The organism is Rhodosalinus sp. (assembly GCF_046542825.1).
Lineage (GTDB): Bacteria > Pseudomonadota > Alphaproteobacteria > Rhodobacterales > Rhodobacteraceae > Rhodosalinus.
Window position 1 is genome coordinate 16,115 of the sequence record NZ_JBKHAQ010000016.1, and the last position, 21,913, is coordinate 38,027.

22 protein-coding genes are annotated in these 21,913 nt (G+C 70.3%); 6 read left to right on the plus strand and 16 right to left on the minus strand.

Annotation, left to right across the window (positions count from 1 at the left end):
- Window positions 1–206: 206 nt before the first annotated feature.
- The gene (locus ACLFOB_RS03810; RefSeq protein WP_410924961.1) at window positions 207–788 is read left to right on the plus strand and encodes a DUF4167 domain-containing protein; all 582 of its coding nucleotides are present in this window, start codon (window positions 207–209) and stop codon (window positions 786–788) included.
- Window positions 789–791: 3 nt separating this feature from the next.
- Here ACLFOB_RS03810 and rsmA read toward each other — a convergent pair whose 3' ends face one another.
- The 6 genes from rsmA to lptF all read right to left on the minus strand — a co-directional run bounded on the left by rsmA (window position 792) and on the right by lptF (window position 8,306).
- Window positions 792–1,634: a 16S rRNA (adenine(1518)-N(6)/adenine(1519)-N(6))-dimethyltransferase RsmA gene (rsmA, locus tag ACLFOB_RS03815; protein ID WP_410924963.1), complete on the minus strand. Its 843-nt coding sequence runs from the start codon at window positions 1,632–1,634 to the stop codon at window positions 792–794.
- Window positions 1,635–1,731: 97 nt separating this feature from the next.
- Window positions 1,732–2,703 (minus strand): 4-hydroxythreonine-4-phosphate dehydrogenase PdxA, encoded by a 972-nt coding sequence (gene pdxA / locus ACLFOB_RS03820; RefSeq protein WP_410924965.1) that lies wholly within the window; start codon window positions 2,701–2,703, stop codon window positions 1,732–1,734.
- The gene (locus tag ACLFOB_RS03825) at window positions 2,700–3,959 is read right to left on the minus strand and encodes a peptidylprolyl isomerase (RefSeq protein WP_410924967.1); all 1,260 of its coding nucleotides are present in this window, start codon (window positions 3,957–3,959) and stop codon (window positions 2,700–2,702) included. The genes pdxA and ACLFOB_RS03825 overlap by 4 nt, the downstream gene beginning before the upstream one ends.
- Window positions 3,950–6,085 carry an LPS-assembly protein LptD gene (locus tag ACLFOB_RS03830; RefSeq protein ID WP_410917319.1) on the minus strand — a complete coding sequence of 712 codons (2,136 nt, stop codon included), beginning with the start codon at window positions 6,083–6,085 and terminating at the stop codon, window positions 3,950–3,952. Before ACLFOB_RS03830 ends, ACLFOB_RS03825 begins: the two co-directional genes overlap by 10 nt.
- A complete protein-coding gene (gene lptG / locus ACLFOB_RS03835) occupies window positions 6,085–7,176 on the minus strand; it encodes an LPS export ABC transporter permease LptG (protein ID WP_410924969.1) in 1,092 nt (363 codons plus the stop codon). Before lptG ends, ACLFOB_RS03830 begins: the two co-directional genes overlap by 1 nt.
- Window positions 7,173–8,306: an LPS export ABC transporter permease LptF gene (gene lptF, locus ACLFOB_RS03840; RefSeq protein ID WP_410917317.1), complete on the minus strand. Its 1,134-nt coding sequence runs from the start codon at window positions 8,304–8,306 to the stop codon at window positions 7,173–7,175. Before lptF ends, lptG begins: the two co-directional genes overlap by 4 nt.
- A 136-nt stretch (window positions 8,307–8,442) precedes the next feature.
- Here lptF and ACLFOB_RS03845 point away from each other — a divergent pair, with 136 nt between their 5' ends.
- On the plus strand, window positions 8,443–9,924 hold the full coding sequence (locus ACLFOB_RS03845) for a leucyl aminopeptidase (RefSeq protein ID WP_410917316.1): 1,482 nt from the start codon (window positions 8,443–8,445) through the stop codon (window positions 9,922–9,924).
- Entirely contained in the window at window positions 9,924–10,382 is a 459-nt protein-coding gene (locus tag ACLFOB_RS03850) for a DNA polymerase III subunit chi (protein ID WP_410917315.1), read from the plus strand. Before ACLFOB_RS03845 ends, ACLFOB_RS03850 begins: the two co-directional genes overlap by 1 nt.
- A 3-nt stretch (window positions 10,383–10,385) precedes the next feature.
- Here ACLFOB_RS03850 and ACLFOB_RS03855 read toward each other — a convergent pair whose 3' ends face one another.
- Window positions 10,386–11,267, minus strand: coding sequence for a hypothetical protein (locus tag ACLFOB_RS03855; RefSeq protein WP_410917314.1), 882 nt, complete (start codon window positions 11,265–11,267; stop codon window positions 10,386–10,388).
- 200 nt (window positions 11,268–11,467) lie between these two features.
- Between ACLFOB_RS03855 and ACLFOB_RS03860 the strand changes: the two genes are divergently transcribed.
- Window positions 11,468–12,082 (plus strand): TetR/AcrR family transcriptional regulator, encoded by a 615-nt coding sequence (locus tag ACLFOB_RS03860; protein WP_410924971.1) that lies wholly within the window; start codon window positions 11,468–11,470, stop codon window positions 12,080–12,082.
- A gap of 150 nt (window positions 12,083–12,232) precedes the next feature.
- On the opposite strand, the gene ACLFOB_RS03865 is transcribed toward ACLFOB_RS03860, so the two are convergent.
- From ACLFOB_RS03865 to metF, 5 genes are all read right to left on the minus strand, one after another.
- Entirely contained in the window at window positions 12,233–12,874 is a 642-nt protein-coding gene (locus ACLFOB_RS03865; RefSeq protein ID WP_410924973.1) for an ATP-binding cassette domain-containing protein, read from the minus strand.
- The gene (locus ACLFOB_RS03870; RefSeq protein WP_410924975.1) at window positions 12,867–14,606 is read right to left on the minus strand and encodes an ABC transporter permease; all 1,740 of its coding nucleotides are present in this window, start codon (window positions 14,604–14,606) and stop codon (window positions 12,867–12,869) included. Before ACLFOB_RS03870 ends, ACLFOB_RS03865 begins: the two co-directional genes overlap by 8 nt.
- A 10-nt stretch (window positions 14,607–14,616) precedes the next feature.
- Window positions 14,617–15,813, minus strand: a complete 1,197-nt coding sequence (locus ACLFOB_RS03875; RefSeq protein ID WP_410918261.1) for an ABC transporter substrate-binding protein — start codon at window positions 15,811–15,813, stop codon at window positions 14,617–14,619.
- The gene (locus ACLFOB_RS03880) at window positions 15,810–16,439 is read right to left on the minus strand and encodes a CDP-alcohol phosphatidyltransferase family protein (RefSeq protein WP_410918260.1); all 630 of its coding nucleotides are present in this window, start codon (window positions 16,437–16,439) and stop codon (window positions 15,810–15,812) included. The genes ACLFOB_RS03875 and ACLFOB_RS03880 overlap by 4 nt, the downstream gene beginning before the upstream one ends.
- 132 nt (window positions 16,440–16,571) lie before the next feature.
- Window positions 16,572–17,441: a methylenetetrahydrofolate reductase [NAD(P)H] gene (gene metF, locus ACLFOB_RS03885; protein WP_410924977.1), complete on the minus strand. Its 870-nt coding sequence runs from the start codon at window positions 17,439–17,441 to the stop codon at window positions 16,572–16,574.
- Window positions 17,442–17,534: 93 nt separating this feature from the next.
- On the opposite strand from metF, the gene ACLFOB_RS03890 reads away from it, so the two are divergent.
- Window positions 17,535–18,440 carry a LysR family transcriptional regulator gene (locus ACLFOB_RS03890; protein WP_410918108.1) on the plus strand — a complete coding sequence of 302 codons (906 nt, stop codon included), beginning with the start codon at window positions 17,535–17,537 and terminating at the stop codon, window positions 18,438–18,440.
- A gap of 15 nt (window positions 18,441–18,455) precedes the next feature.
- On the opposite strand, the gene ACLFOB_RS03895 is transcribed toward ACLFOB_RS03890, so the two are convergent.
- Window positions 18,456–18,662, minus strand: a complete 207-nt coding sequence (locus ACLFOB_RS03895; protein ID WP_410918106.1) for a cold-shock protein — start codon at window positions 18,660–18,662, stop codon at window positions 18,456–18,458.
- A 227-nt stretch (window positions 18,663–18,889) separates the two neighbouring features.
- On the opposite strand from ACLFOB_RS03895, the gene ACLFOB_RS03900 reads away from it, so the two are divergent.
- The gene (locus ACLFOB_RS03900) at window positions 18,890–19,204 is read left to right on the plus strand and encodes an ArsC/Spx/MgsR family protein (RefSeq protein WP_410918105.1); all 315 of its coding nucleotides are present in this window, start codon (window positions 18,890–18,892) and stop codon (window positions 19,202–19,204) included.
- A gap of 390 nt (window positions 19,205–19,594) precedes the next feature.
- Here ACLFOB_RS03900 and ACLFOB_RS03905 read toward each other — a convergent pair whose 3' ends face one another.
- The 3 genes from ACLFOB_RS03905 to ACLFOB_RS03915 are packed head-to-tail and all read right to left on the minus strand — an operon-like array spanning window position 19,595 to window position 21,797.
- Window positions 19,595–20,194 carry a DoxX family protein gene (locus tag ACLFOB_RS03905; protein WP_410924979.1) on the minus strand — a complete coding sequence of 200 codons (600 nt, stop codon included), beginning with the start codon at window positions 20,192–20,194 and terminating at the stop codon, window positions 19,595–19,597.
- Window positions 20,191–20,952: a putative DNA-binding domain-containing protein gene (locus ACLFOB_RS03910; protein WP_410924981.1), complete on the minus strand. Its 762-nt coding sequence runs from the start codon at window positions 20,950–20,952 to the stop codon at window positions 20,191–20,193. The genes ACLFOB_RS03905 and ACLFOB_RS03910 overlap by 4 nt, the downstream gene beginning before the upstream one ends.
- Window positions 20,949–21,797, minus strand: coding sequence for a DUF692 family multinuclear iron-containing protein (locus ACLFOB_RS03915; protein WP_410918102.1), 849 nt, complete (start codon window positions 21,795–21,797; stop codon window positions 20,949–20,951). Before ACLFOB_RS03915 ends, ACLFOB_RS03910 begins: the two co-directional genes overlap by 4 nt.
- Window positions 21,798–21,913: the final 116 nt, after the last annotated feature.

The window sequence follows — 21,913 nt, forward strand, 5'->3', positions numbered from 1 at the left end:
TAATGCGGTGAGTTTCCGCAGATTGCCTCTTGTGCTGCCCGCAACGACGTGTTTAGTCGCGCTTGAGCCGGATGTAGCGACGCCCTGACCGGCCTGTCGCAGCCGGCCCCAAGCCAAAAACACCGCCCGGCCCAAGAGCAAGGCGCGTGCACTGTGCGAAGAGTGCTGCACAGGGCGGAACGGACATCAAGGCTGGACAGGACTGCATGAGATCTTCCAAACCCAGGTCGCGGTCGAAATCGAACCGCTCCCGCTCGGTGGGCAATGTCGTCAACCGCGTTTTCGACAGCTCCGGCCCCGAGGGCAAGGTGCGCGGCACGCCGCAGCAGATCATCGACAAGTATAATCAGCTTGCGCGCGACGCGACGCTGGCCAACGATCGGGTCGCGGCCGAGAACTTCCAGCAGCATGCGGAACACTACATGCGCCTGCTGTCGGAGGCGCAGCGCGAACAGGACGCGCGGCGCGAGCAGCAGGAACGCGAGAATCGCGAACGCCAGGCACAGCGCGACCGCGACCGCGCCGAGCGGCAGGATCGCGACGGGCAGGAGGCTCGTTCCGACACCCGCGAAGAGCGTGCCCACGCCGACTCGGAACTCGCGGCGCAACCCGACGTGATCGACAGCCCTGCGGACGCGGACGACAGCGGCCTCGTGGATACCCCCGAGGAAGCTCCGAAGCCCAAGCCGCGCAGCCGCAAGCCGCGCAGTCGCAAGAACGATGGCAGCGGCGGCGACGGCGGGTCCGCCAGCGGTTCGGAGGAAGGCGGCAAGGAAGCCGCCGAATAATCCCTATTCCGCGTCGAGCGCGCGGGCGAGCGCGCAGAACCGCTCGATCGAAATGCTTTCCGCGCGTGCTGTCGGGTCTATGCCGGCAGACGCGAGATGCTGCTCGATATCCGGCGCAAGACCCTTGAGCGCGGCGCGCAGCATCTTGCGGCGCTGGTTGAAGGCGGCGGCGGTCACGCGCTGCAGCGTCGCCGCCCGCGCGGGAAAGCGCGGCTGCGCCAGCGCCTCGATGTGAACCACGGCCGAGGAGACCTTGGGCGGCGGCGTGAAGGCAGCCGGTGGCAGCGTGAGTGCGATGCGCGCCTGCGAGCGCCACTGCGACAGGATCGCGAGCCGCCCGTAGGCCTTGCTGCCGGGCCGCGCGACGATCCGCTCGGCCACCTCGCGCTGGAACATCAGGGTCAGGCTCGCCCACCAGGGCGGCCAGTCCGCGGGCGTGAGCCAGCGCACCAGAAGTTCGGTGCCGATGTTGTACGGCAGGTTCGCCACGATGCGGATCGGCGCGCGCAGGTGCTCCCGCGGATCGACCTCGAGCGCGTCGGCGTGCAGCACCTCGAGCCGTCCCTGCGCCGCCGCCGCGACCTCGGCCAGTGCGGGGAGGCAGCGCGCGTCCTTCTCGACTGCCAGAACCCGACGCGCCCCTTCCAGCAGCAGCCCGCGTGTCAGGCCGCCCGGCCCGGGGCCCACCTCGAAGACGTCCGAGGCGGCCAGGTCGCCGGCCGCCCTCGCGATGCGTCGTGTCAGGTTGAGATCCAGGATGAAGTTCTGCCCCAGCGCCTTGCGCGCCGAAAGCCCGTGCCGCGCGATCACCTCGCGCAGGGGCGGCAGATCCTCGAGCGAGGTCAACGGGGCGGCCGCAAGCCGGGCGAATTTTCGATCGAAAATTCGCCGCGCCGGGCAGGGCGCCGAAAATCATTCGATCGAATGATTTTCTCTGCCGGGCTCATGGGCGGCCCTCCGCGAGACGGGCGGCCAGCTGCAGCGCCTCGATCGTGGAGGACGGGTTGGCCCGCCCGGTGCCGGCGATGTCGAAGGCGGTGCCGTGGTCGGGCGAGGTGCGCACGAAGGGCAGCCCCAGCGTCAGGTTGACGCCACGGTCGAAATCCAGCGTCTTGATCGGGATCAGCGCCTGATCGTGATACATCGCCACGGCCGCATCGTAACCTGCACGCGCCGCTGCGTGAAACATCGTGTCTGCCGACAGCGGCCCGCGCAGGTCCATCCCCTCTGCCCGCAGGCGGTCCAGGACGGGGGCGATTACCTCGATCTCCTCGCGTCCCATGCGGCCGCCCTCGCCGGCGTGGGGGTTGAGACCCGCAACCGCGATCCGGGGGCGCGCAATGCCGAAGCGGTCGCGCAGTCCCGCCTCGGTGATCCGCAGGACCCGCTCCAGATGGGCGGGCGTCAGTGCGCGCGGCACCTCTGCAAGCGGGATGTGGATCGTGGCGGGCACGACGCGAAGCTGCGGCGAGGCGAGCATCATCACCACATGCTCCACGCCGGCCAGTGCTGCCAGATACTCGGTGTGGCCGGGATAGGCGAAGCCCGCGCCTTCGGCCAGCGCCTGCTTGTGAATGGGCAGGGTGCAGAGCGCCGAGGCGGCACCCTCCGTCACAAGCGTCACGGCCCGTGCGATCGCGTCGATCACGCCTTGCGCGTTCGCCGGGTCGGGGTGGCCGGGCAACGCCGTGGCGGGGAAGGGATGCGGCAGCACCGGCAGGCCCTGCGCGGCGGCGGCGGGCGCTGCGTCCGGCGCCGCGATCTCGACCGTGGGCGTCCCGGGCGGCAGGTGGCGCGGATCGCCGACCAGGAAGAAGGGCAGGTCGGTCCCCAGCGCGCGCCAGGCCTTTGCCGCGAGTTCCGGGCCGATGCCGGCCGGCTCGCCGCAGGTGACCGCGATTGGAGCGGCGCTCATGGCTCGACGATGCGCGCGTTCGCCAGAAGCTGTTGCAGGTAGCCGTCGGCCAGCGCCTCGATGCGGCGGTTGCGCAGCTGGTTCGCCACGTCCTCGCGTGAGGTGTCGAGCACCGCCTCCGGCGTGCGCGAACAAAGCATCAGCAGCATCAGCACCGGGTTGCCTGCGGCGTCGGTGCGCGTGAGTGCGGTGGAGATCTCGCCGGCGTCGAGCTTGGCGAGCTCGAGCGCGATGTCGCGCGGCATCTCGGCGGGCGCCATCGACTCGCGTCTCAGCCGATCGGCGGGCTGGTCCCTGTTGACGCCGTAGAGGTCGTCGCAGCGGTCGACGCGGGTGCGCACGCGCTGCGCTTCTTCGAGCGCCGCTTCGGTCCGGCCGCCGGGAATCATGTAGGCGGCATAGTCGATCTCGGCATACTCCGGCGCCTCGTAGGCGGTCTCTTCAACGGCTCGCAGTTGCAGAAGAGCGATGCCGTTCCGGATCGGGATCGGATCGGTCACCTCGCCCGGCGCGAGCGAGAGCAGGGCGGAGCGGATCTGCGGCGGGTAGCGCGTGATCTCCTGCCAGTCCAGGCGCCCGCCCGCCTCGGCCGACCGGCTGGCCGACAGCGCGCGCGCGGCCTCCGAGAATTCGGCGAACGAGGTGATGCGGGCGATCCGGGCGGCCTGCTGCTCTGCCCGCGCTGCTCCTTCCGGCGGCGCCGGAAGGATGATCTCGGACAGCAGGACGCGGAGGTTGGTGCCCGCACCCGCACCCGCTCCCGCGATGGCGCGGTCGATTTCCGTCTCCGACGGCGCCGCGCGGTCGGCGAAGCGCGCGCGCACGACCTGCCGCCAGGCAATGCCTGCGCGCACGAAGCGCTCGAAGGTCTCTGGCTCGATTCCGTTCTGCGCGAGCAGTTCCATGAACTGATCAGTCGAAAGGTCGCCGCGCGCCGCGAATTCCGCCATGCCTTCCTCGATCGCCTCCGCGTCCGGCGAGATCCCGAGGCGGCGCGCCTCCGCCAGCTTCACCGTCTCTTCCACGAGTTGCGTCCGCGCCTGCTGTTCGCTCGCGCTTGCGGCGTCGAGCAGTTGCAGGAAGCGCTCGCGCTGCTGCAGGTCGAAGGTCGAGATCACCCGGTCGTTGACGAGGATCGCGGGCGAGAAGAGGCCCTGCGCCGTCGCGCCACCTGCGAGCGGCGCCGCCAGCGCCAGTGCCAGGGCGAGAATGATCCTGAAACGGACGACGCCGGTTGTCAGTCGCGTCAGTTGCATGTGCGTCGGTACTCCTTGGCGCTGCCGCCCGTGCTAAACCCTTTCAGTGCGATGGTCAGCCCGAAATCCGTGCCGGGATCGAGGTTAGCGGAACTCGCGAAGCTGCGCGAGGCGGAAAGCCGCACCTCGACGCATTCGTTGCGGTAGGCAATGCCCAGCCCGGCCTCGGCGGTTCGGTCGGCTGCGATGTCGTAGCGCCATTCCGCCGCGCCGGTCCAGTGCCGCGCGAGCCGGTAGCTGCCATCGAAGCCCCACTCCGAAAGCGTTTCCGGCCGGTTTTCGGCCGGATCGCGCGGCAGCAGCAGATAGGTCGCTGCAAGGTCCAGCCTTTCGGTCCGCCAGCGTGCCCGGGTCGCGGCGCGCGCCACGTCGAATCCGGGGCCGAAGAGGCCGCGCGCGTCGAGGCGAAGCCCCTCGCTCAGATCGAGCTGCGTGGCCACCAGCAAGTCGGAGCGGGTTCCATCGAGGCCCGAGGTGGAGCTGAACTCGGCTTCGGCCTCTGCGCGCCAGACCTGGCCCACCGTCGCACCCAGGCTCCAGCCGTCCGGGTCGTGACGCAACCAGCGCAGCCCGGCGGCGCCGCGCCAGCCGCGCTCGCGCCGGTCGGTGGCCGGAAAGCGCGACAGGGCGAGCAGATTGCCTTCGTCCAATTCCACGCGGGTGCTTGCGTCGTTGGGGATATCGGGCCGGTCGACCGCGGACCAGGCCACCATCGCGACGGGCTCCAGCAGGTGTGCCGCACCGCCGCGCCCCGACCGGGAGAGCGGCCAGCGCAGTTCGATCGCGCCCTCCGGGGCAAGCCGGGTGTCACCCGTGTCGGTCGTGCTGTCCTGCCGGATGCGCGCGCTGTCGGCGCGCAGTCCGGCACGGACCCCGAGCCTGATCCCGGCCGGTGCCGTCCAGCGGCGCGTCCACTCCGCCCCGGCGGAGAGCCGCGCCATGTCGCGCCCGGCCACGTCCCTGTCCGACGACCGGTAGTGGGCGTGCAGGCCGGAAAAGAGCCGCAGTTGACCGCCTGCCAGGCGCGGGGAGACCAGTCGCTCGTGGCGGACATCGAGGACGAGCGACGGCTGGGTCGCGTTGTCCTCGTTGTCCCGCAGGGACGTATAGTGCACCAGTCCGGCTTCCAGGATGCCGTCGCGGTGCACGCGGGACAGCAGGATCTCGCTGTCCAGCCTGTCCTTTTCCGAAAACCCGTAGTCGGTCAGATAGGCCTTGTCGGATGTGCTTTCGAGGTCGAAGGACAACCGATAGCCCCGCCCCAGGTCGAAGGCGCCCTCGGCGAAGAGATAGCCTCTGGCTTCGCCGCGGCGCAGCGTGTCTGCGCTTGCCGCGCCGGTCGTCTCGATCCGGCCGTGCGCGAAGGCCTGCCTGTAGCGAAGCCGCATCGTGCGGGTCCGGGGCGAGAGATAGGGCGTGAGCGTGAGGTCGCGGTGCGCGCCGATCGGGATGAAATAGGGCAGTGTCAGCCCGACACCCAGCCGCGTGGTGCTGCGGATTGCGGGGGTCAGAAAGCCGCGGGCGCGCGCAAGCGTCGGGTCCGGCAGCCGCAGCCTCGGCAGGTAGAAGACCGGCACGTCCAGCACCCGCAGCTGCGCGCCGTCGAAATAAAGCTGCCGCGCCTCGGTGTCGTGGATCACCTGCCGAGCGCGGATCTGCCAGAGCGGTCCGCGCCCCCGCGCGCAGACCTGGCAGGATGTGACCGAGGTATTGGTCAGCACCGTGTAGCGCCCGGCGACGCGATCGGCGCGCGCCGCCGCGAGCTGAAGCTGTCGGTCGAGCACCACGCGCGCGCTGCGCAGGATGCCCTCGGTCAGGTCGCGGTCGAGTGCTGCGCTGTCGGCCACCAGCACCGTGTCCGCGTCGCCCTCGGTCAGCCTCATCGGCCCCTCGATCTGCAGTCGCTCGGCGCCTGCGTCATAGATGACGCGCCGCGCGGTAAGACGCCGCTCGCCCTGCATCACTTCGATCGCGCCCTCGGCGACCAGCCGGTCGTCGCCTTCCAGCCAGATGCGGTCCGCGAGCAGGATGGCGGAAGGGTCGGGCGCTGCATTCTGCGCGGACGCCAGGGCCGGCGCGAAGACGAGCGCCAGAGCGAGCGCCGCGGCGCAGAGCGCCGCGCGCATCAGCCCTCCTCCCGGTGCAGGATCAGACCCATTGCCAGCAGAAGTGCCGCCACGGGCGGCGTCCAGCCGGCGACCCAGGGCGTGATCTGCCCGGTCTCGCCGAGGATCTGCGCGAAATTGCGGATGTAGTGCAGCCCGAAGCCCAGCAGCACGGCCGCCAGCACATAAGGGCCGGCGCGCCCGGCGCGCGGGTGGCGCATGGTGAATCCGGCGGCCACGATCACCAGCGAGACCAGGAAGAGCGGCCGCGCCAGTTCCATCTGCAGCCAGACGGCGTGGCGGCGCGCGGAAAAGCCTGCCTCCTCGAGCTGGCCGATGAAATCGGGCAGGCGCCAGACCGCCACCGCCGAGGGCTTGCCAAAGCTGTCGCGGATGCGCTCCTGCGTCAGCGAAGAGGACAGGGAAAGCCGCTCTGCCCGCTCTGCCCGCGCCTCGGGGTTGATGCCGGGGCCCAGCGGCCAGACCTTCACCTCGCTCAGGTCCCAGGCGCCGTCGCGCAGTTCGGCGCGGCGTGCATCGATGCGCCGTTCCGGCCCGCCGGAGGGCGCATATTCCACGAAGCTCACATCGTAGAGCACCGTTGCCTCGGGATTGGTGCGGGTGGCGCGAATCACCGTCTGGCCCCCGGCATCCCCCTGCCGCAGCCACAGCCCCTCGCGCCCGATCGACAGGACCGAGCCGCCGCCCTCGTAGCTTTCGCGCAGTTCGGCATAGCGCGTCGAGGTGGCGGCGACGAGCGGGTTGAGAACGGCCACCGCCAGCGCACCGATGAGTGCGGCCACCAGGACCGGCCCGATCAGCGCGGCCAGCCCAGAGCGCCCCGCCGCCCGGGTCACCACCAGTTCGGACGAGCGGGCAAGACCGAGAAAGAGCGCGATCGCGGCAAGGATGACGATGAGCGGCAGGAATTCGTAGAGCCCCGAGGGCAGGTTGAGCAGCGTGAGCCCGACGACCTGCCGGAAGGTGACGCCGCTGTCGGCGGCGCGCACCTGTTCGATGAGATCGAGAAGCGCCACGAAGAGCGTGACAGAGCCCCCGACCGCAAGGAACATCACGCCAAAGCGGCGCGCGAAGTAGAGATGCAGGGTCATGTTGCCGCCTCGGCGCCGGCGCTCCTGCGACGCCGGCCTTTCGGCCGTGCCGCATACCACAACAGCGCCCACGCAATCCCCAGGCCCAAGGCCACCGGCACATAGATCAGCGGCCAGGCGCGTGCCTGTGCCTGGATCACGCTGCCCAGCGCGCCCTCGACCATCTTGACCACGACCAGAAAGAGCACCGCCAGAACCATCTGCCGGCCCAGGCCCAGCCGGCTGAAACCGCCGGCGAGCAGGGTCGCTACCCCGATCAGCGCTGCCACGAGGCCGAGCATCGGCTCTTGCAGGCGAAGATGCCCCTCCTCCAGCACGCTTGGTATCGAATAGCCGGTGGTCTCCGCGACGGCACCGGGGGTTGTCAGGAGTTGCAGAGTGGACAGATGCGAGGGCCGCACCCGCATCGCTCCGGCGCCCTCGATCAGCCGGCTCACGTCATAGGAAAACTCGGCGAAATGGGTGACCGACAGGCGTTGGTCCGCCGCGTCGAGCGTTTGCGCCAACCCGTCCACCATGACGAGCCGCGTGGTATCGCCCTCGCGCAGGAGATAGGCGAGCTCGGCGGTATAAGTGACGCTGCGGGACGGGCGGCGACGATCGGACAGATAGACGTCCAGCAATTCGCCGTCGGCGGTGATCTCGCGTATGTAGAAGGTCACACCGCGCGCCGGATGCAGGAAGGCGCCGTCGCGCAGGAGACGCGCAGAGACCGAGGTTGCGATCTCGGACTCGCGGCGGTCGAGTTCCTCGCTTGCAGCGGGAAGCACGACATTGGTCAGGATCGCCATCATCCCTGCCACGATCAGCCCGAAGATCGCCACCGGGCGCGCGATGCGCCAGGGCGAGAAGCCGGTGGCCTGCATCACCGTCAGTTCGCTGTCGGCGGAGAGGCGGTTGACGACATAGACGCTTGCCGCGAAGGCCGCCATCGGCAGCACCATGTTGATGACCTTGGGCAGGGCGAGCAGGGTGAACTCCAGGAACACCATCGCCGAGTGGCCGTCGGCCAGAAGCTGGTCGAACAGGATCACGGCGCGGTTCACCCAGTAGACGCCCACCAGCACGAGCGAGAAGAAACCGAACAGCAACATCAGCTGCCCGATCAGATATCGGTCGAATCTTGCCAAGCGACCCCCCAGGTTGCACGGCGGTGCGGGCGGCAGACTATCGAAACGCGGCCGGGGGGCAAACTCCTATCTGGCCAATCACCCGGACGCGCTCTAGGACTCCGCCAACGCCGCAACGAAGCCCCAGGAGACGCCGATGACCCGACCCGCCGCCGTCCGTTTCGCCGCCCCCGACGCAGAGGCGCTCGCCACGCTCGAAGGCCGCATCGCGGTGCTTGCCGAACCGGGCGCACGGCTCGACCAGACGGCACGCCGGCTCAACCGGCTGACCAGGGGCGCGGTGGAACGGGCGGTCGCCTCCCCGGGCTTCGCCAAGCTCAAGCGGGGCGAGGCGATGACGCTGGCCTGGCCGGCCGGCGTGTCGGCCGAGGCGGTCGAGGTCGTGAACCTGCCGCCGCGCCCCACCGTGGCAGAGGCGCGCAAGGCCGGCGGCACGCTGGGCCGTGCCGCGAAGGGCGCGGCGCTCACCGTGATCGGCGCGAACCGGAGGCTGCTGCACGAACTGGCCTTCGGCGCCGCGCTGCGCGGCTATGCCTTCGATGCGCACAAGTCGACGCGCGGCGAGGACAATGGCGACAGCCCGGCCGCGATCACGCTGTGGTCGGCGAAACACGAGGAAGCCGAGGCCGCCTTTGCGCCCCGCGCGGCCGTGGCGGAGGGCGTGTTCTTCACCCGCGATCTGGTCAACGAACCCGCGAACATCCTGACCACCACCGAATTCGCCGACCGGCTCGTGGCGCTTTCCGATCTCGGCCTGAAGGTCGAGGTGCTGGAGGAAGACGCGCTGGAAAAGCTGGGCATGGGCAGCCTGCTCAGCGTGGGGCAGGGTTCTGCCTCGCCCTCCAAGGTCGTGGTGATGGAATGGTCCGGCGGCGACAGGGACGCGGCCCCGCTGGCGCTCTGCGGCAAGGGGGTGGTCTTCGACACCGGCGGCATTTCGCTCAAGCCCGCGCAGGGCATGGAGGAGATGACCATGGACATGGGCGGCGCCGGCGTGGTCGCGGGCGTCATGAAGGCGCTGGCGCTGCGCAAGGCGAAGGCCAATGTCGTGGGCCTTGTCGGGCTGGTCGAGAACATGCCGTCGGGCACCGCGACGCGCCCCGGCGACGTGGTGAAATCCATGAAGGGGGACACCATAGAGGTCATCAATACCGACGCCGAGGGCCGGCTCGTGCTGGCCGACGTGATGTGGTACGCGCAGGAACGGTTCAAGCCGGCGGGCATGATCGACCTTGCCACGCTGACGGGCGCCATGATCGTCGCGCTGGGCAACGAACGCGCGGGCCTCTTCTCGAACGACGACACGCTCTGCGGCGCGCTGGAAAAGGCCGCCGAGGCCGAGGGCGAGGGCGCCTGGCGGCTGCCCATGGGCGATGCTTACGACGAGCTTCTGAAGTCCGACATCGCGGACATCAAGAACGTGGGCGGCCGGGCCGCGGGCTCGATCACCGCGGCGCAGTTCCTGGGCCGCTTCGTCAAGGAAGACACGCCCTGGGTCCACATCGACATCGCCGGCGTCGCGCGGCAGTCCAAGGACCTGCCGCTCTCGCCCAAGGGCGCGACCGGCTGGGGCGTCATGGCGCTGGACCGGCTGGTGGCGGATCGTTTCGAGGGCTGATGGGCGCGGCCTATTTCTACCATCTCACGCGCCGCCCGCTCGAGGCGGCGCTGCCGCAGTTGCTGGAGGCGTCGCTTGCACGCGGCTGGCGCGTGGTGGTGCGGGGGCGCGACCCCGAGCGCATGGCCTGGCTCGACGAAAAGCTCTGGCTGGGGCCTGAGGACCAGTTCCTGCCACACGGGCTGGCAGGCGGCGAGCACGACGCGCGCCAGCCGGTGCTGCTGACCACCGAACGCGAGACGCCCAATTCTGCCGCCTGCCTGATGTCCGTGGACGGGGCAGAGGTGGCGCCCGAAGAGGTGCAGGCGCTGGAACGGGTCTGCGTGCTCTTCGACGGCAACGACGCGGCCGCGCTCGACCGGGCGCGCGGGCAATGGGCCGCGCTGACCGGCGCGGACTGCCGCGCGCAATACTGGTCCGAGGAATCGGGCCGTTGGGAAAAGAAGGCCGAACGCTGAAGTTCAGGGCGTGAGCAGGCGCACGCCCTCCATCTGCGCGATATGCGCCACGTCGGCCTCGTAGGCTTCGCTCATCTCCTCGACCATAGCGTCGGTCCAGCCGGGCATGTCCACCTCTTCCTCGACCATCTCCTCGATCTGGTACTTGTCGAGAAAGGCCGCCATCACCCGCATCTTGTAGGGCTCGGTCATCTCCGGGTGTTCGGCAAGATAGGCGCGGAAGCGCTGCATGCCCTCGACCGACATGATCTCGGACAGAAGATCGAAGGCGCCGGAAATCTTCGTGCCCTCCTCCAGCCCGGCCATGTCGCGCAGGATCGTGCCCCACAGGACCGGGCTGTCCTCGTAGCACCACAGCGTGACCGGGACGCCGGGCGCCGCCGCGCGCAGCCGACCGATCAGCGTGGACCAGTTGAAGTCTCGCGGCTCGAGGCCCTGGAGCATGTCGGCAGGCGAGGGGCCCTTCAGAGCGGCATAGACCGCCGGCAGGAAGGTCGCCGGGTCGCGGACGGCGAGATAGAGATGCAGCTCGTCCGCGTCGAAGAGACGCTGCATGTTGACCAGCCGCTCCTCGGCCTGCGGAAAGAGCACGCCGCCGGCAAAGGCCTGCTGCGGCGCCGCAAAGAACCGGTCGTTGGACAGGATCAGGCGCTCCACCTCGTCCTCCGGACGGTCCAGAAGCGCATCCAGCAGCACCTCGCGGGCGTCGGGCGCCGGCTCCGCGCGCCGCATCGAGACCAGCGTGTCGCGCAGGATCTGGCGGTAGCGCGAGGGGCCTGGCACCGCCACGCCGCGCCGAGACAGGATGTCCGCGTTGCGCAGGAGGGTCCTGACCAGCCGATCCTCGTCGGTGGCGAGCGTGCCCGCGTGAAGGATGATGCGCATGGCTGCTCCACTGTCTGCCTCGCGCAGGACTATAACGCTGCAGGATGGCGAAGGAAAATCGCCAATGTGTCGGCTTTGGGGCGATGCGGGCCGCTCCCGTGCCTGCACGGACGGCTGTACGATACAACCTTAACCCGGCGAATCGTGCGATAATCGCGCTTGACTTTAAGCCCTAACTCCTTTGCGATGGAACTGGCGAAATGGTTCAAAAGAAGAAGCCAGAGATACGCGACGGCATCCTCGAGGCGGCAGGCGCCCTTTTTCGAGAGAGGGGCTATGCGAATGCGACGATGTCGGCCATCGCGCGGCGGGCGAATACCTCGCCCGCGAACATCTATGTGTATTTCGGATCGAAGCTGGATATTCTTCTGGCGGTCTACGAGCCCTGGCTGCGCGACCGTATCGAGGGCCTTGAAGCGCGGGCTGAGGGCGTCACCGACCCCGAGGCGCGGATCAGGCTGGTGCTGCGCACGCTCTGGCGCGAGATCCCAGCAGACGACAACCACTTCGCGCGCAATCTGTCCCAGGCCCTCTCGACCGGGGCACGCGAGGCACGCGATGCCGCAACCCTGCGCCGCTGGTGCGAGGCGCGCGTCGGCGAAATCCTGAGCGATGCCTTGCCCGACGGCCGGCGCGACATCGTCTGCACCGAGGCCCTGGGGCATCTGGTGATTTCCATCTTCGACGGTGTCACGCTGAGCTGCGATGGCGGGGCTTCCGGGGAACGGCTCGAAGCGGTCGCGGAGCTTTTCGCGGTGCTGCTTCTGGGACAGGGGTCCGCCGTCGAGCGGGCCGCCGGAGACCCGCGCCCCTGAGTCCCTATCACATGAATCCGTATCACATGAATCCGTATCGCCTGAATGCGCAACACCTGGGTCTGCCGCCTCTGACGCTTTCCTGCACCCTCGGGCGACCGCTGCGCCGACTCGGGTGCAGCACGTCGGACGGACGGCGATGGACAGGGATCAGGCTCCGGCGATGCGCACCACCGGGCCTGCCGCCGCCTCGGCATCCTCGGGATCGTGGGTGACCATCAGCACCGGCAGGCCGCGGGCGCGCACCCGGTCGAAGACCAGCCGCCGCATCCTGTCGCGGCGGTCGCGGTCGAGGCTGGCGAAGGGCTCGTCGAGCAGGAGCGCGCGGGGCTCCGCCAGCAGCGTTCGCATCAGCGCGACCCGCAGCCGCTCGCCGCCCGACAGCGTGGCGGGGTCGCGCTGCGCCATGCCGGCAAGGCCCGCCTCGTCGAGCGCGGCCTCGACCGCGGCGCGGCGGGCGGCGCGGCCCCGCACGCGGCGCGACAGGCCGAAGGCCAGATTGTCTCCGACGGAAAGGTGCGGAAAGAGCAGATCGTCCTGAAACAGGATCCCGATGCCGCGCCGCTCCGGCGGCAGCGAAGTCACGTCGCGCCCGTCAAGGCGCACGCGGCCGGCAAGCGCGAAGGGCGGCCCGAGCGTTCCCATGACCGCCGCGAGCAGCGTGGACTTGCCCGCGCCCGAGGGCCCCATGACCGATGCGACCTCGCCCGGCCTCACGCCCAGGTCGAGCGCGAGCAGCGGCGCGCCGCCGCGCGTGATGCGCAGCCCCTCCAGCCGCAGCCCGTCAGTCATCGCGCATCCCCCTGCGGTCGCGCCACACGAGCCGCGGCAGCAGCACCGCCAGCGCGAAGGGCAGAAGCGCCGCGGCGGTTTGGGCCAGCGCGTGCACGGCGATGGCGCGGCGGTCGCCGCCCGCGGCCAGCGCCACGGCCTCGGTCGTGACTGTCGCCACCCGGCCGCCGCCCACCAGCAGCGTCGGCAGATACTGACCGACCGAGACGGCGAAGCCGACCGCGAAGGCGGTGAGCAGCGGCGCCAGCAGCATCGGCAGCCGCACACGCCAGAGCACGCCCTCGGCGCCCGCGCCGAGGCTCTTTGCCACCATGCCCAGCCGCCTGTCCCACGCCCGCCACGGATCGCCCAGGGAAAGAAAGACATATGGAAAGACGAAGACCAGATGCGCGGCCGTCACCGCCCAGAGCCCGCTCTGCGCGCCCGACCACAGGAGCGCGGCCTGCAAGCCGGGCAGAAAGGCCACCTGCGGCACGATGAGCGGCGCGTAGAGCAGCCAGAGGCCGCCGCGGCCGATCCTGAGCCCGTAACGCTCCTCGGCTTCGAGGCAGCCCAGCGCAAGGACCAGCGCGATCGCCGCCGAAAGGCCCGCGATGGCGGCGGTGGTCAGCAGCAGGTCTGCAAGCTCCGGCCCGTGCCGCGCCCAGCTGCGCAGCGTCAGCGCGTCGGGAAAGGCCTGCGGGAAGGACCAGAGCGCCGCGAACGACCAGAGCGCCTGCACCGCCAGACCCGCCAGAACGGCGCCGCCCGAAAGCGTGGCCAGCGACAGCGACAGCGCGCGCGGCCCGAGTCCCCGCGGCCCGCGCCGGCCCGAGCGCGCCCAGCCGCGGCCCAGTGCGGCCACGGCCAGTTCGCCCGCGCGCCAGACCGCGAGCGCCGTCGCAACGAGCCCCAGCTGCAGCACCGCGCCGGCCGCCGCCTGCAGCCGCAGCGCGAGATCCGGATCGCTCATCCAGCGAACGATCTGCACCGAAAGGCTGGGCGGCGTGTTGGGCCCGAGAATGACCGCCACGTCCACCACCGTCATCGAATAGGCCAGCACGACGTAGACCGGCAGCCGTATCAGCCGGTAGAGGCGGGGAAAGACCGTCCGGAACCACGCCGCCTCGCGCCCGTAGCCCAGGCCCGCCGCCACCGCCCGCGCGCGCCGCTCGTCGGTCTGGCCCAGCGCGGCGATCGACATCAGCAGCAGGAAGGGCACCTCCTTGGCCACCAGTCCGGCGATCAGCGCGAGCCCCAGCGGGTCCTGCACGATCAGCCAGTCGGGCGGGCGTTCCATGCCCGTGGCCCAGGGCGAGAGCGCGCGCATCGCCCAGCCCGACGGCGCGATCAGGAAGGCAAGGCCGAAGGCCGCCGCCGCATGAGGCACCGACAAAAGCGGCGCCAGCGCCCTGCGGATCGCGGCAAAGACGCGCGTGCCCGACCAGCTGGCCACGATCAGCATGGTCACTGCCAGCGACAGCACCGTCGCGGCAAGCCCCGTGGTCACCGACAGCCGGGCCGCCGCAGGCAGGCCGGGCCAGGCGCCCAGCGCGCGAAAGGCGTCGAGCCCGGGTTCGACGCGCCCCAGCGCGGGCATCACGCCGAAGGCCGGCAGCGCCGTGCCCAGCAGCCCCGCGCCGACCGGCAGGGTCAGCAGCGCCACCGTCATCAGCGGCACGGCCGGCAGCAGCCGGGGCCGGGGCAGGGGCGCGCGCGTCGGGCCGCGGGCGAGGGCGCCCGCCCGTCTCATCCTTGCACGCTCACTCGGCCACGCCGTAGCGGTCGATCCAGTCGCGCTCGATCATCTCCATCCAGGTGGGATGCGGCTCTGGCAGGGCGGGCCCGAGGTCGTCGGGCGAAAGGGTGGCGATGCCCAGTTCGATCCCCTCGAAACGCGCCCGCTCCTTCGTCGGCAGCTTCTCCATGTCAAGCACCGTGCCGTAGCCCAGGATGTCGGGATCGAGCGCCCGCGCCTGCGCCTCGGGCGAGAGCAGGAAGTTCGCTACCACCATCGCGCCGGCCTTGGCCGAGGCGTTGTAGGGGATGGCGACGAAGCTCGCGTTGCCGATGGTGCCGCCCTCGGGGACGAAGGTGCGCACCGTGTCGGGCAGCTGGAAATTCGCGATCGCGGCCGAGGCCTCGCCCGGGCTGAAGGAGATGGCGAGGTCGATCTCGTCGTCGGCGATCAGTTGCAACTGCCGCGGCCCGGACTGCGGATAGGCCCGGCCCTGTCGCCACAGATGCGGGGTCAGCGCCTCGACGTAGTCCCAGAGCGGCGCGGTGACGGCGGCGTAATCCGCCCGATCCGCAGGCGCCAGTAACACCTCGGGGTCCTCCACCACGCCGTAGAGCGCCTGTTTCAGGAAGGTGGCGCCCAAGAAATCGGGCGGCTGGGGATAGGTGAAGCGGCCCGGGTTGGCCTTTGCCCAGTCGAGGATCGCCTGCATCGAGGGCAAGGGGTCCATGTCGGCGGAATCGTACATGAAGACCACCTGCGCGGTGGCCCAGGGGCTCTCAAAGCCCTCGGTCGGCACGGTGAAGTCCACCGTGACGGGCTTGCCCTCGACATCGACGTATTGCCAGTTGGGCAGGTCTTCGGCGAAGGGGCCGAAGAGCAGGCCGTTCTCCTTCATCGCGGCAAAGTTCTCGCCGTTGATCCAGATGAGGTCGATGGCCCCGCCGCTGTCCTGCCCGGCGGTCTTTTCGGCCAGAACGCGGCTCACGGCGTCGGCCGCATCGGCGAGCTTCACGTGCTCGACCGTCACGCCATACTCCTCTGCCACGCGCTTGCTCACCCAGGCGATGAAATCGTTGGTGTTGGTCGCGCCGCCCCAGGCGTTCCAGTAGACGGTCTGGCCCCGCGCCTCATCCAGCACGACGTCCCAGTCGGCCGGCTCGGGCTCGGCGAGGGCAAGGCAGGGCAGCGCGACCAGCGCCGCGGCGAGCGTGCGTTTCATGGGACGTCCCTTGTCGAGGTTGCGGGAAAGACCTTGCGCGCCAGCAGAAGGCGCGCGCCGGCCGTGAGGAAGCACAGCGCACCGAAGACCCAGGCGAGCGGCACGAACCAGCCCGGCAGCAGGCAGATCAGCACGAAGAAGCCGATGGTCTCGGCCCCCTCCAGCAGCCCGCCGGTGAAATAGAGCGACTTCACCCCGCGCGCGTCGGTGCGCATCCGCGCCTTCTCGGCCAGCACGGCAAAGCCCAGGAAGGTGGCGCCGTTGAAATAGAAGCTGGCGAGGAGGAAGGCGCCGGCCGCGCCGTTGGCGCCCGGGTCGAGCCAGACGAAGCCCAGCGGGATCGCCGCGTAGAAGAGAAAGTCGCTGGTGATGTCGAGATAGCCGCCGAAGTCCGAGCGCCGGGTCGCCCGCGCGACGGCGCCGTCGAGCCCGTCGGCAAGCCGGCTGAGCAGGAGCGGCAGCAGCGCCCAGTCGGGGTGGCCCGTGGCGATCAGCGCCGCGGCCCCGAGCCCCAGCGCGAGCCCGCCCAGCGTCACCGCGTCCGCACCCAGCCCGGCGCGCGCGAGATGCCGGCCCAGCCGGTCCAGCGGCGGGTCGATCAGCGGGCGAAGGCGGGCGTCGAACATGGGCCGAGAGTATGCCCGCGCCCCGCATGCCGCGAGTCGATTCTGCGTGATCCGGGCGCCGGGCAAGGGCCTTGGAAGGCCCTTGCAAGCGGTTTCGAAACCGCTTGCAAGGCGCTTGTCAAGCGCCTTGGCTCAGGCGACGTGTTCCAGCTTCATCTCGGGCTTCACGCCCAGTGCGAAGCAGACATCGCGCGTCAGTTCGGGCTTGTTGAGCGTGTAGAAATGCAGCTTGTCGACCCCGCCCTCGATCAGCTGCGTGCAGAGCTCGGTGCACACGGCGGTGGCCAGCAGGTCGGAGCGCCCGTCGCGCTCGGCCCTGTCGAAGGCCCGGTCGAGCCAGTCGGGGATCACCGCGCCGCACATCTTCGCGAAGCGCTTGATGCCGGCCCAGTTCTCGATCGGCATGATGCCGGGCACGATCGGCGCATCGATCCCGGCCTTCGCGCAGCGGTCGCGGAAGCGGAAGAAGGTGTCCGCCTCGAAGAAGAACTGCGTGATCGCCTCGTCGGCGCCCGCGTCGATCTTGCGCTTGAGCCAGTCGACGTCGGAAGTCTCGTGGCGCGCATCGGGGTGGGGATCCGGGTAGGCCCCCACGCGGATGGTGAACTTGCCCGTCCCGGCCAGCGCCTCGACCAGTTCGGCCGAATTGGCGAAGCCCTCGGGGTGCGGCGTGAAGCTACCCTCGCCCTTGGGCGGATCGCCGCGCAGCGCGACGATCTCGGTCACGCCCGCCCTGGCGAAGCCTTCGGCGATCTCCAGCGTCTCGGCCTTCGACGCGTTCACGCAGGTCAGATGCGCGGCCACGTTGAGGCCCGAATGCTTGTGCAACGTGCCCACCGCGTCGCGGGTCAGCTCGCGCGTCGTGCCGCCGGCGCCATAGGTGACAGAGACGAAGCGCGGCTCCAGCGGCGCCAGCACCTGCACCGTGTCCCACAGCCGGAACGAGGCCTCCAGCGTCTTGGGCGGGAAGAATTCGAAGGAAACGGCGGGCGCGTCGGTCATGGGGACCCCCTTTATGCGGCAAACCCTTGTCGCACGGACCCGTCCGTGAAACAAACTCATATCCTTCATCACGAAGATGAGCGTCATATGAAGATGCACCTCGAATTCCGCCACCTGCGCTCGATCAAGGCGATCCACGACGAGGGCGGCCTCGCCCGCGCGGCTGATCGGCTCAACATCACGCAGTCCGCGCTCAGCCACCAGATCAAGGGGCTGGAGGATCAGGTCGGCGTGGAGCTTTTCGTGCGCCGGTCGAAGCCCCTGCGCCTGTCGGCCGCCGGCCAGCGCCTGTTGCGGCTGGCCGACAAGGTGCTGCCGGAAATCGACGCGGTACAGGCCGAGTTCGCGGGGCTGCGCGCGGGCCGCACCGGCCGGCTGCACATCGCCATCGAGTGTCACGCCTGTTTCGAATGGCTCTTTCCCGTGCTCGAGGCCTTCCGCAAGTCCTGGCCCGACGTGGATGTGGATATCCGCCCCGGCCTCGCCTTCGACGCGCTCCCTGCCTTGCAGAAGGAGGAGGTGGATCTGGTGGTCTCTTCGGACCCCGAGGACCTGCCCGGCGTCACCTTCACGCCGCTCTTCGACTACGCGCCCGTCTTCGTCGCCTCCGCGCAGCATCCGCTGGCGCAAAAGCGCTTCGTCGAGGCGCAGGATTTCCGCGGCGAGACGCTGATCACCTACCCCGTGGAACGCGCGCGCCTCGACGTGTTCAGCCAGCTGCTCACGCCCGCCAAGGTCGAGCCGGCGGCGATCCGCCCGGTCGAACTGACCGCGGTCATCCTGCTGCTGGTGGCCTCGAACCGTGGTGTCGCGGTGCTGCCGGACTGGGTGGTCAGAGAGGTGAAATACTCGTCCGACTATGTCACCCGTCCGCTGACCGCGGCCGGTCTGACGCGCAGGCTCTACGCCGCGACGCGCAGCGAGGACAGGGTCAAGCCCTACATGGCCGACCTGATCGGACTTGCCCGCGACGAGGCCGCGCGGATGCAGGCGGCCTGAGTCCCATTGGCGATGTCACAGGGGTTTGAGGTCCGCCGCCATGGTACGCCCGTCGCGCCCCTCGCGCAGTTCGTAGGACACGCGCTGATTGTCGGCAAGACCGGTCAGCCCCGAGCGCTCGACAGCCGATATGTGCACGAACACATCCTTTCCTCCGTCCTCGGGCGCGATGAAGCCGTAGCCCTTGGCGGTATTGAACCATTTCACGGTGCCGTTCGGCATTGTCCCGTGTCTCCCTTCGTTGCACAGTCCCCGCCCGTCGTGACGGGCAGGATGCGGTCGCCGACCTCAGGGCCGGCTCGTGTCAGGGCGAGGCTGGCGACTGAAGCGCAGGGGGCCGCCGCAACAGGATTGCACGGCGATTGTAAAATGCAAGCGAAACAACAGCTGCGGAGGCAAGCTGCGGGCGATCCGCCTGCTCTGCACCGCGCGACTGCGAGGGAAACGGCATGATCATCTACGGACTGACCACCTGCGACACCTGCCGCAAGGCGTCGAAGGCGCTGGAGGACATCACCTTCGTCGATGTCCGCGCCGAGGGATTCCCGGAAGGCGTGCTTGAACGGGCGGCCGAGACCTTCGGCGCCGATCTGGTGAACCGCCGTTCGGCCACCTGGCGCAACCTGTCGGAAGAAGAGCGCGCGCTGCCGGTGGTCGACCTGATCCGCCGCCACCCGGCGGTGATGAAGCGCCCGCTGATCCAGACCGGAGCGGGGCTGCATCTGGGCTGGAGTCCGCAGGTGCGCGAGGCGCTGGGCGTCTGATCCCGCGCGGTCCCGGCGGCGGAGGCGCGCCTGTCTCGTCCGGGATGCGACCGGAAAGGCAGGTGATCGCGCAGCGCGGCTGTCAGCCTCGACCTCGTCGCAGGGCTCGCGGGCACGAGGATGGGCCTCGCCGGCCACGGCTGGACCCGGCGCACCCTGCGGCACAGGCAGGCGACGCGGTTCTCTGCCCTGCCCGACCCTCCGCGTCGCTGCGGGTCGCGGCGGTGATCGCGCCGCAGCCGGCGATCGCGGGCGGCCTGGCGCGGCATGCGTGTGCTCGTCTCGGCCGTGAGCATGTGGCCCGCCTTCGGCTTGGACGTCTTCACCATGTCCCCGATCGCCTTTGCGCGGGCCGCGGACCTTCTGGCGCCGGTGGCCGGCCGGACGAGCCTAAGGCGCATTCCCGGGCGGGTCTCTACGCCCCAGCCGCACCGCCAGCACCCGGTCGAGCGAAAGCGGCCCGGCGCCCTTCGCCACCAGCGTGACCAGCACGAAGACCCACAAGAGGCGCTGGTCCAGGATCGCACCGTCCGGCAGCCGGTCGAACCAGGCCCCAAGCGTCTCGACGTGCGCGATCCCGCCGTGGCCGTAAAGGTCCGTCAGACTCTGGATCACGACGAAGCCGATCATCCCCAGCGCGGCAAGGCGGGTCACAAGCCCCAGCACGATCAGCAGGGGCAGAACAAACTCCGCCGCCGTGCCCGCCACCACGACGGCCCGGTGCCAGAGGCCCAGCTGGCCGGGATCGTAGCCCGCCGCCTCCATCGCGCGGGGGAAGATCTGTGCATAGGCCCCCATCGCCGGCTGGAAGAGGCCGAAGAGGCCGGGGCCCAGCTTGGTCGCAGCCGCATGCCAGAAGTAGACCAGCAGCACCGCGGCAAAGGTGAAGCGCGCAAGGCTCGGCAGAAGGACCTCGTCGCTGGCCAGCGTGCGGACCGCCCAGCGGGGCAGGGCGCGGGCGGGCGCGGGGGGCGCGGTGTCTGCGGTCATCGGGAAACCTCCTCTTCGGGGGGCAGGAGCCCGGCAATCGCGCCACCGCCAAGCAGCGCGGCCAGCACCGGGCCAAGATCGAACTGGGCGTCTGCGCCAAGGCCCGCCTCCTGCGCCGCGGCCAGCGTCCGCCCCGCCGCAAGCGCGGCCACTGCGGCTGCGCCGCCGGGCGGCAGCACCTGTGTCACCGGGTCGAAACCGGGGCGCGTCACCAGCACCTCTTCGCCGCCCGCCGCCGGACGCGGCCCGTGCCCCAGCGCATGCGCGTGCAGTGCCGATACCGGCCAGCGCGACACGACGAGCCTGACAGTCGGCGCAAGCCGCAGCCGGGTCCTGGCCAGCGCCTCGGCTGGCAGGGCGCCTAGCGCGTGGGGGTCCAAGGGCGCCGCATCCGCGGCGTGATAGGCCGCGCGCAGCGCCATCTCCAGACGCGCAAGGTCCGCGGCCCAGCCGAACCGCGCAAGCGGTGCGAAGACATCCAGGAACGCCGGCAGCTCTGTCCCGTAGAAGGCGAGCCGCGGATCGCGCGGCGGATGCGCGCGCAGGAACTGCAGCGCCAGCGCCCCGAACCGCGCGGCCCCAAGCAGCGCGCGCAGGGCCGGAAACCCGGTCTCCAGCGCCTCGATCAGGCCGGCGGCCACGTTGTTGCGATAGACGTCGAAGCGCGCCCCGGCCGCCCGGCCCGCCCCGTCACGCAGGCCCGCAGGTGCCGGTCGGGCCGGGTCCAGCAGCGCCGCGCGAAAGGCGTCCTGGCTCATCCCACCGCCTCCAGCGCGGCGGCCGCGCGCGCGGCCTCGGCGCGCAGCACGGGCCAGTCCGGCACATCCGTGTCCCATTCGATCAGCACAGGCCGCGGCCCGGTGCGCGCCAGCACATCGCCCAGAAGTGCCCAGACCGGATCGGCCACCGGCGCCCCGTGGTCGTCGATCAGCAGCGGCGCGCCATGCCCGTCGGCCTCCTCCGCATGGCCGCCCAGGTGGATCTCGCCCACCGCCTCCAGCGGGAAGGCATCCAGATAGCCGCGCGGCCGAAACCCGAGGTTCACCGCCGAGACGAAGACATTGTTGACATCCAGCAGCAGCCCGCAGCCCGTGCGCGCCACCAGCCGCGCAAGAAAGTCTGTCTCCGCCATCTCGTCCTCCGCGAAGGCAAGGTAGCTCGACGGGTTCTCCAGCAGCATCTGCCGCCCCAGCGCCTGCTGCACCTGGTCGACATGCGCGGCCACCCGGTCGAGCGTCGCGCGCGTCCATGGCAGCGGCAGGAGGTCGTTGAGAAAGGCCCCGTCATGGGTGGACCAGGCCAGGTGCTCGGAAAACCGCGCCGCCCTCACCCGGTCGCACAGCGCGGCCACGCGGTCCAGATGGGCGGCGTCGAGCGGCGCCTCGCCCCCGATGGACAGGCCCACACCATGCACCGAGACGGGAAAGCGCGCGGCCAGAGCGGCAAGCTGCGCCTGCGGCCGCCCGCCCGAACCCATGTAGTTCTCGGCGTGAATTTCGATCCATCCGACCGGGCCTGGATCCTCCGTCAGCGCCTCGAAATGCCGCGCCTTGTAGCCCACGCCGGGCGCCGCCGGCAGCTCGTCGACCTTCGCGTCGAACATCGCTTTGGTCCTTCCTCTTGCCAGAAATACCCCCGCCGGAGGCACCGCCGCCGGAGGCGGCTTACCGAAGGTGTCGCGCCGCAGGCGCGCCCTCTGGAAATTTGCCGCAGGCGCGC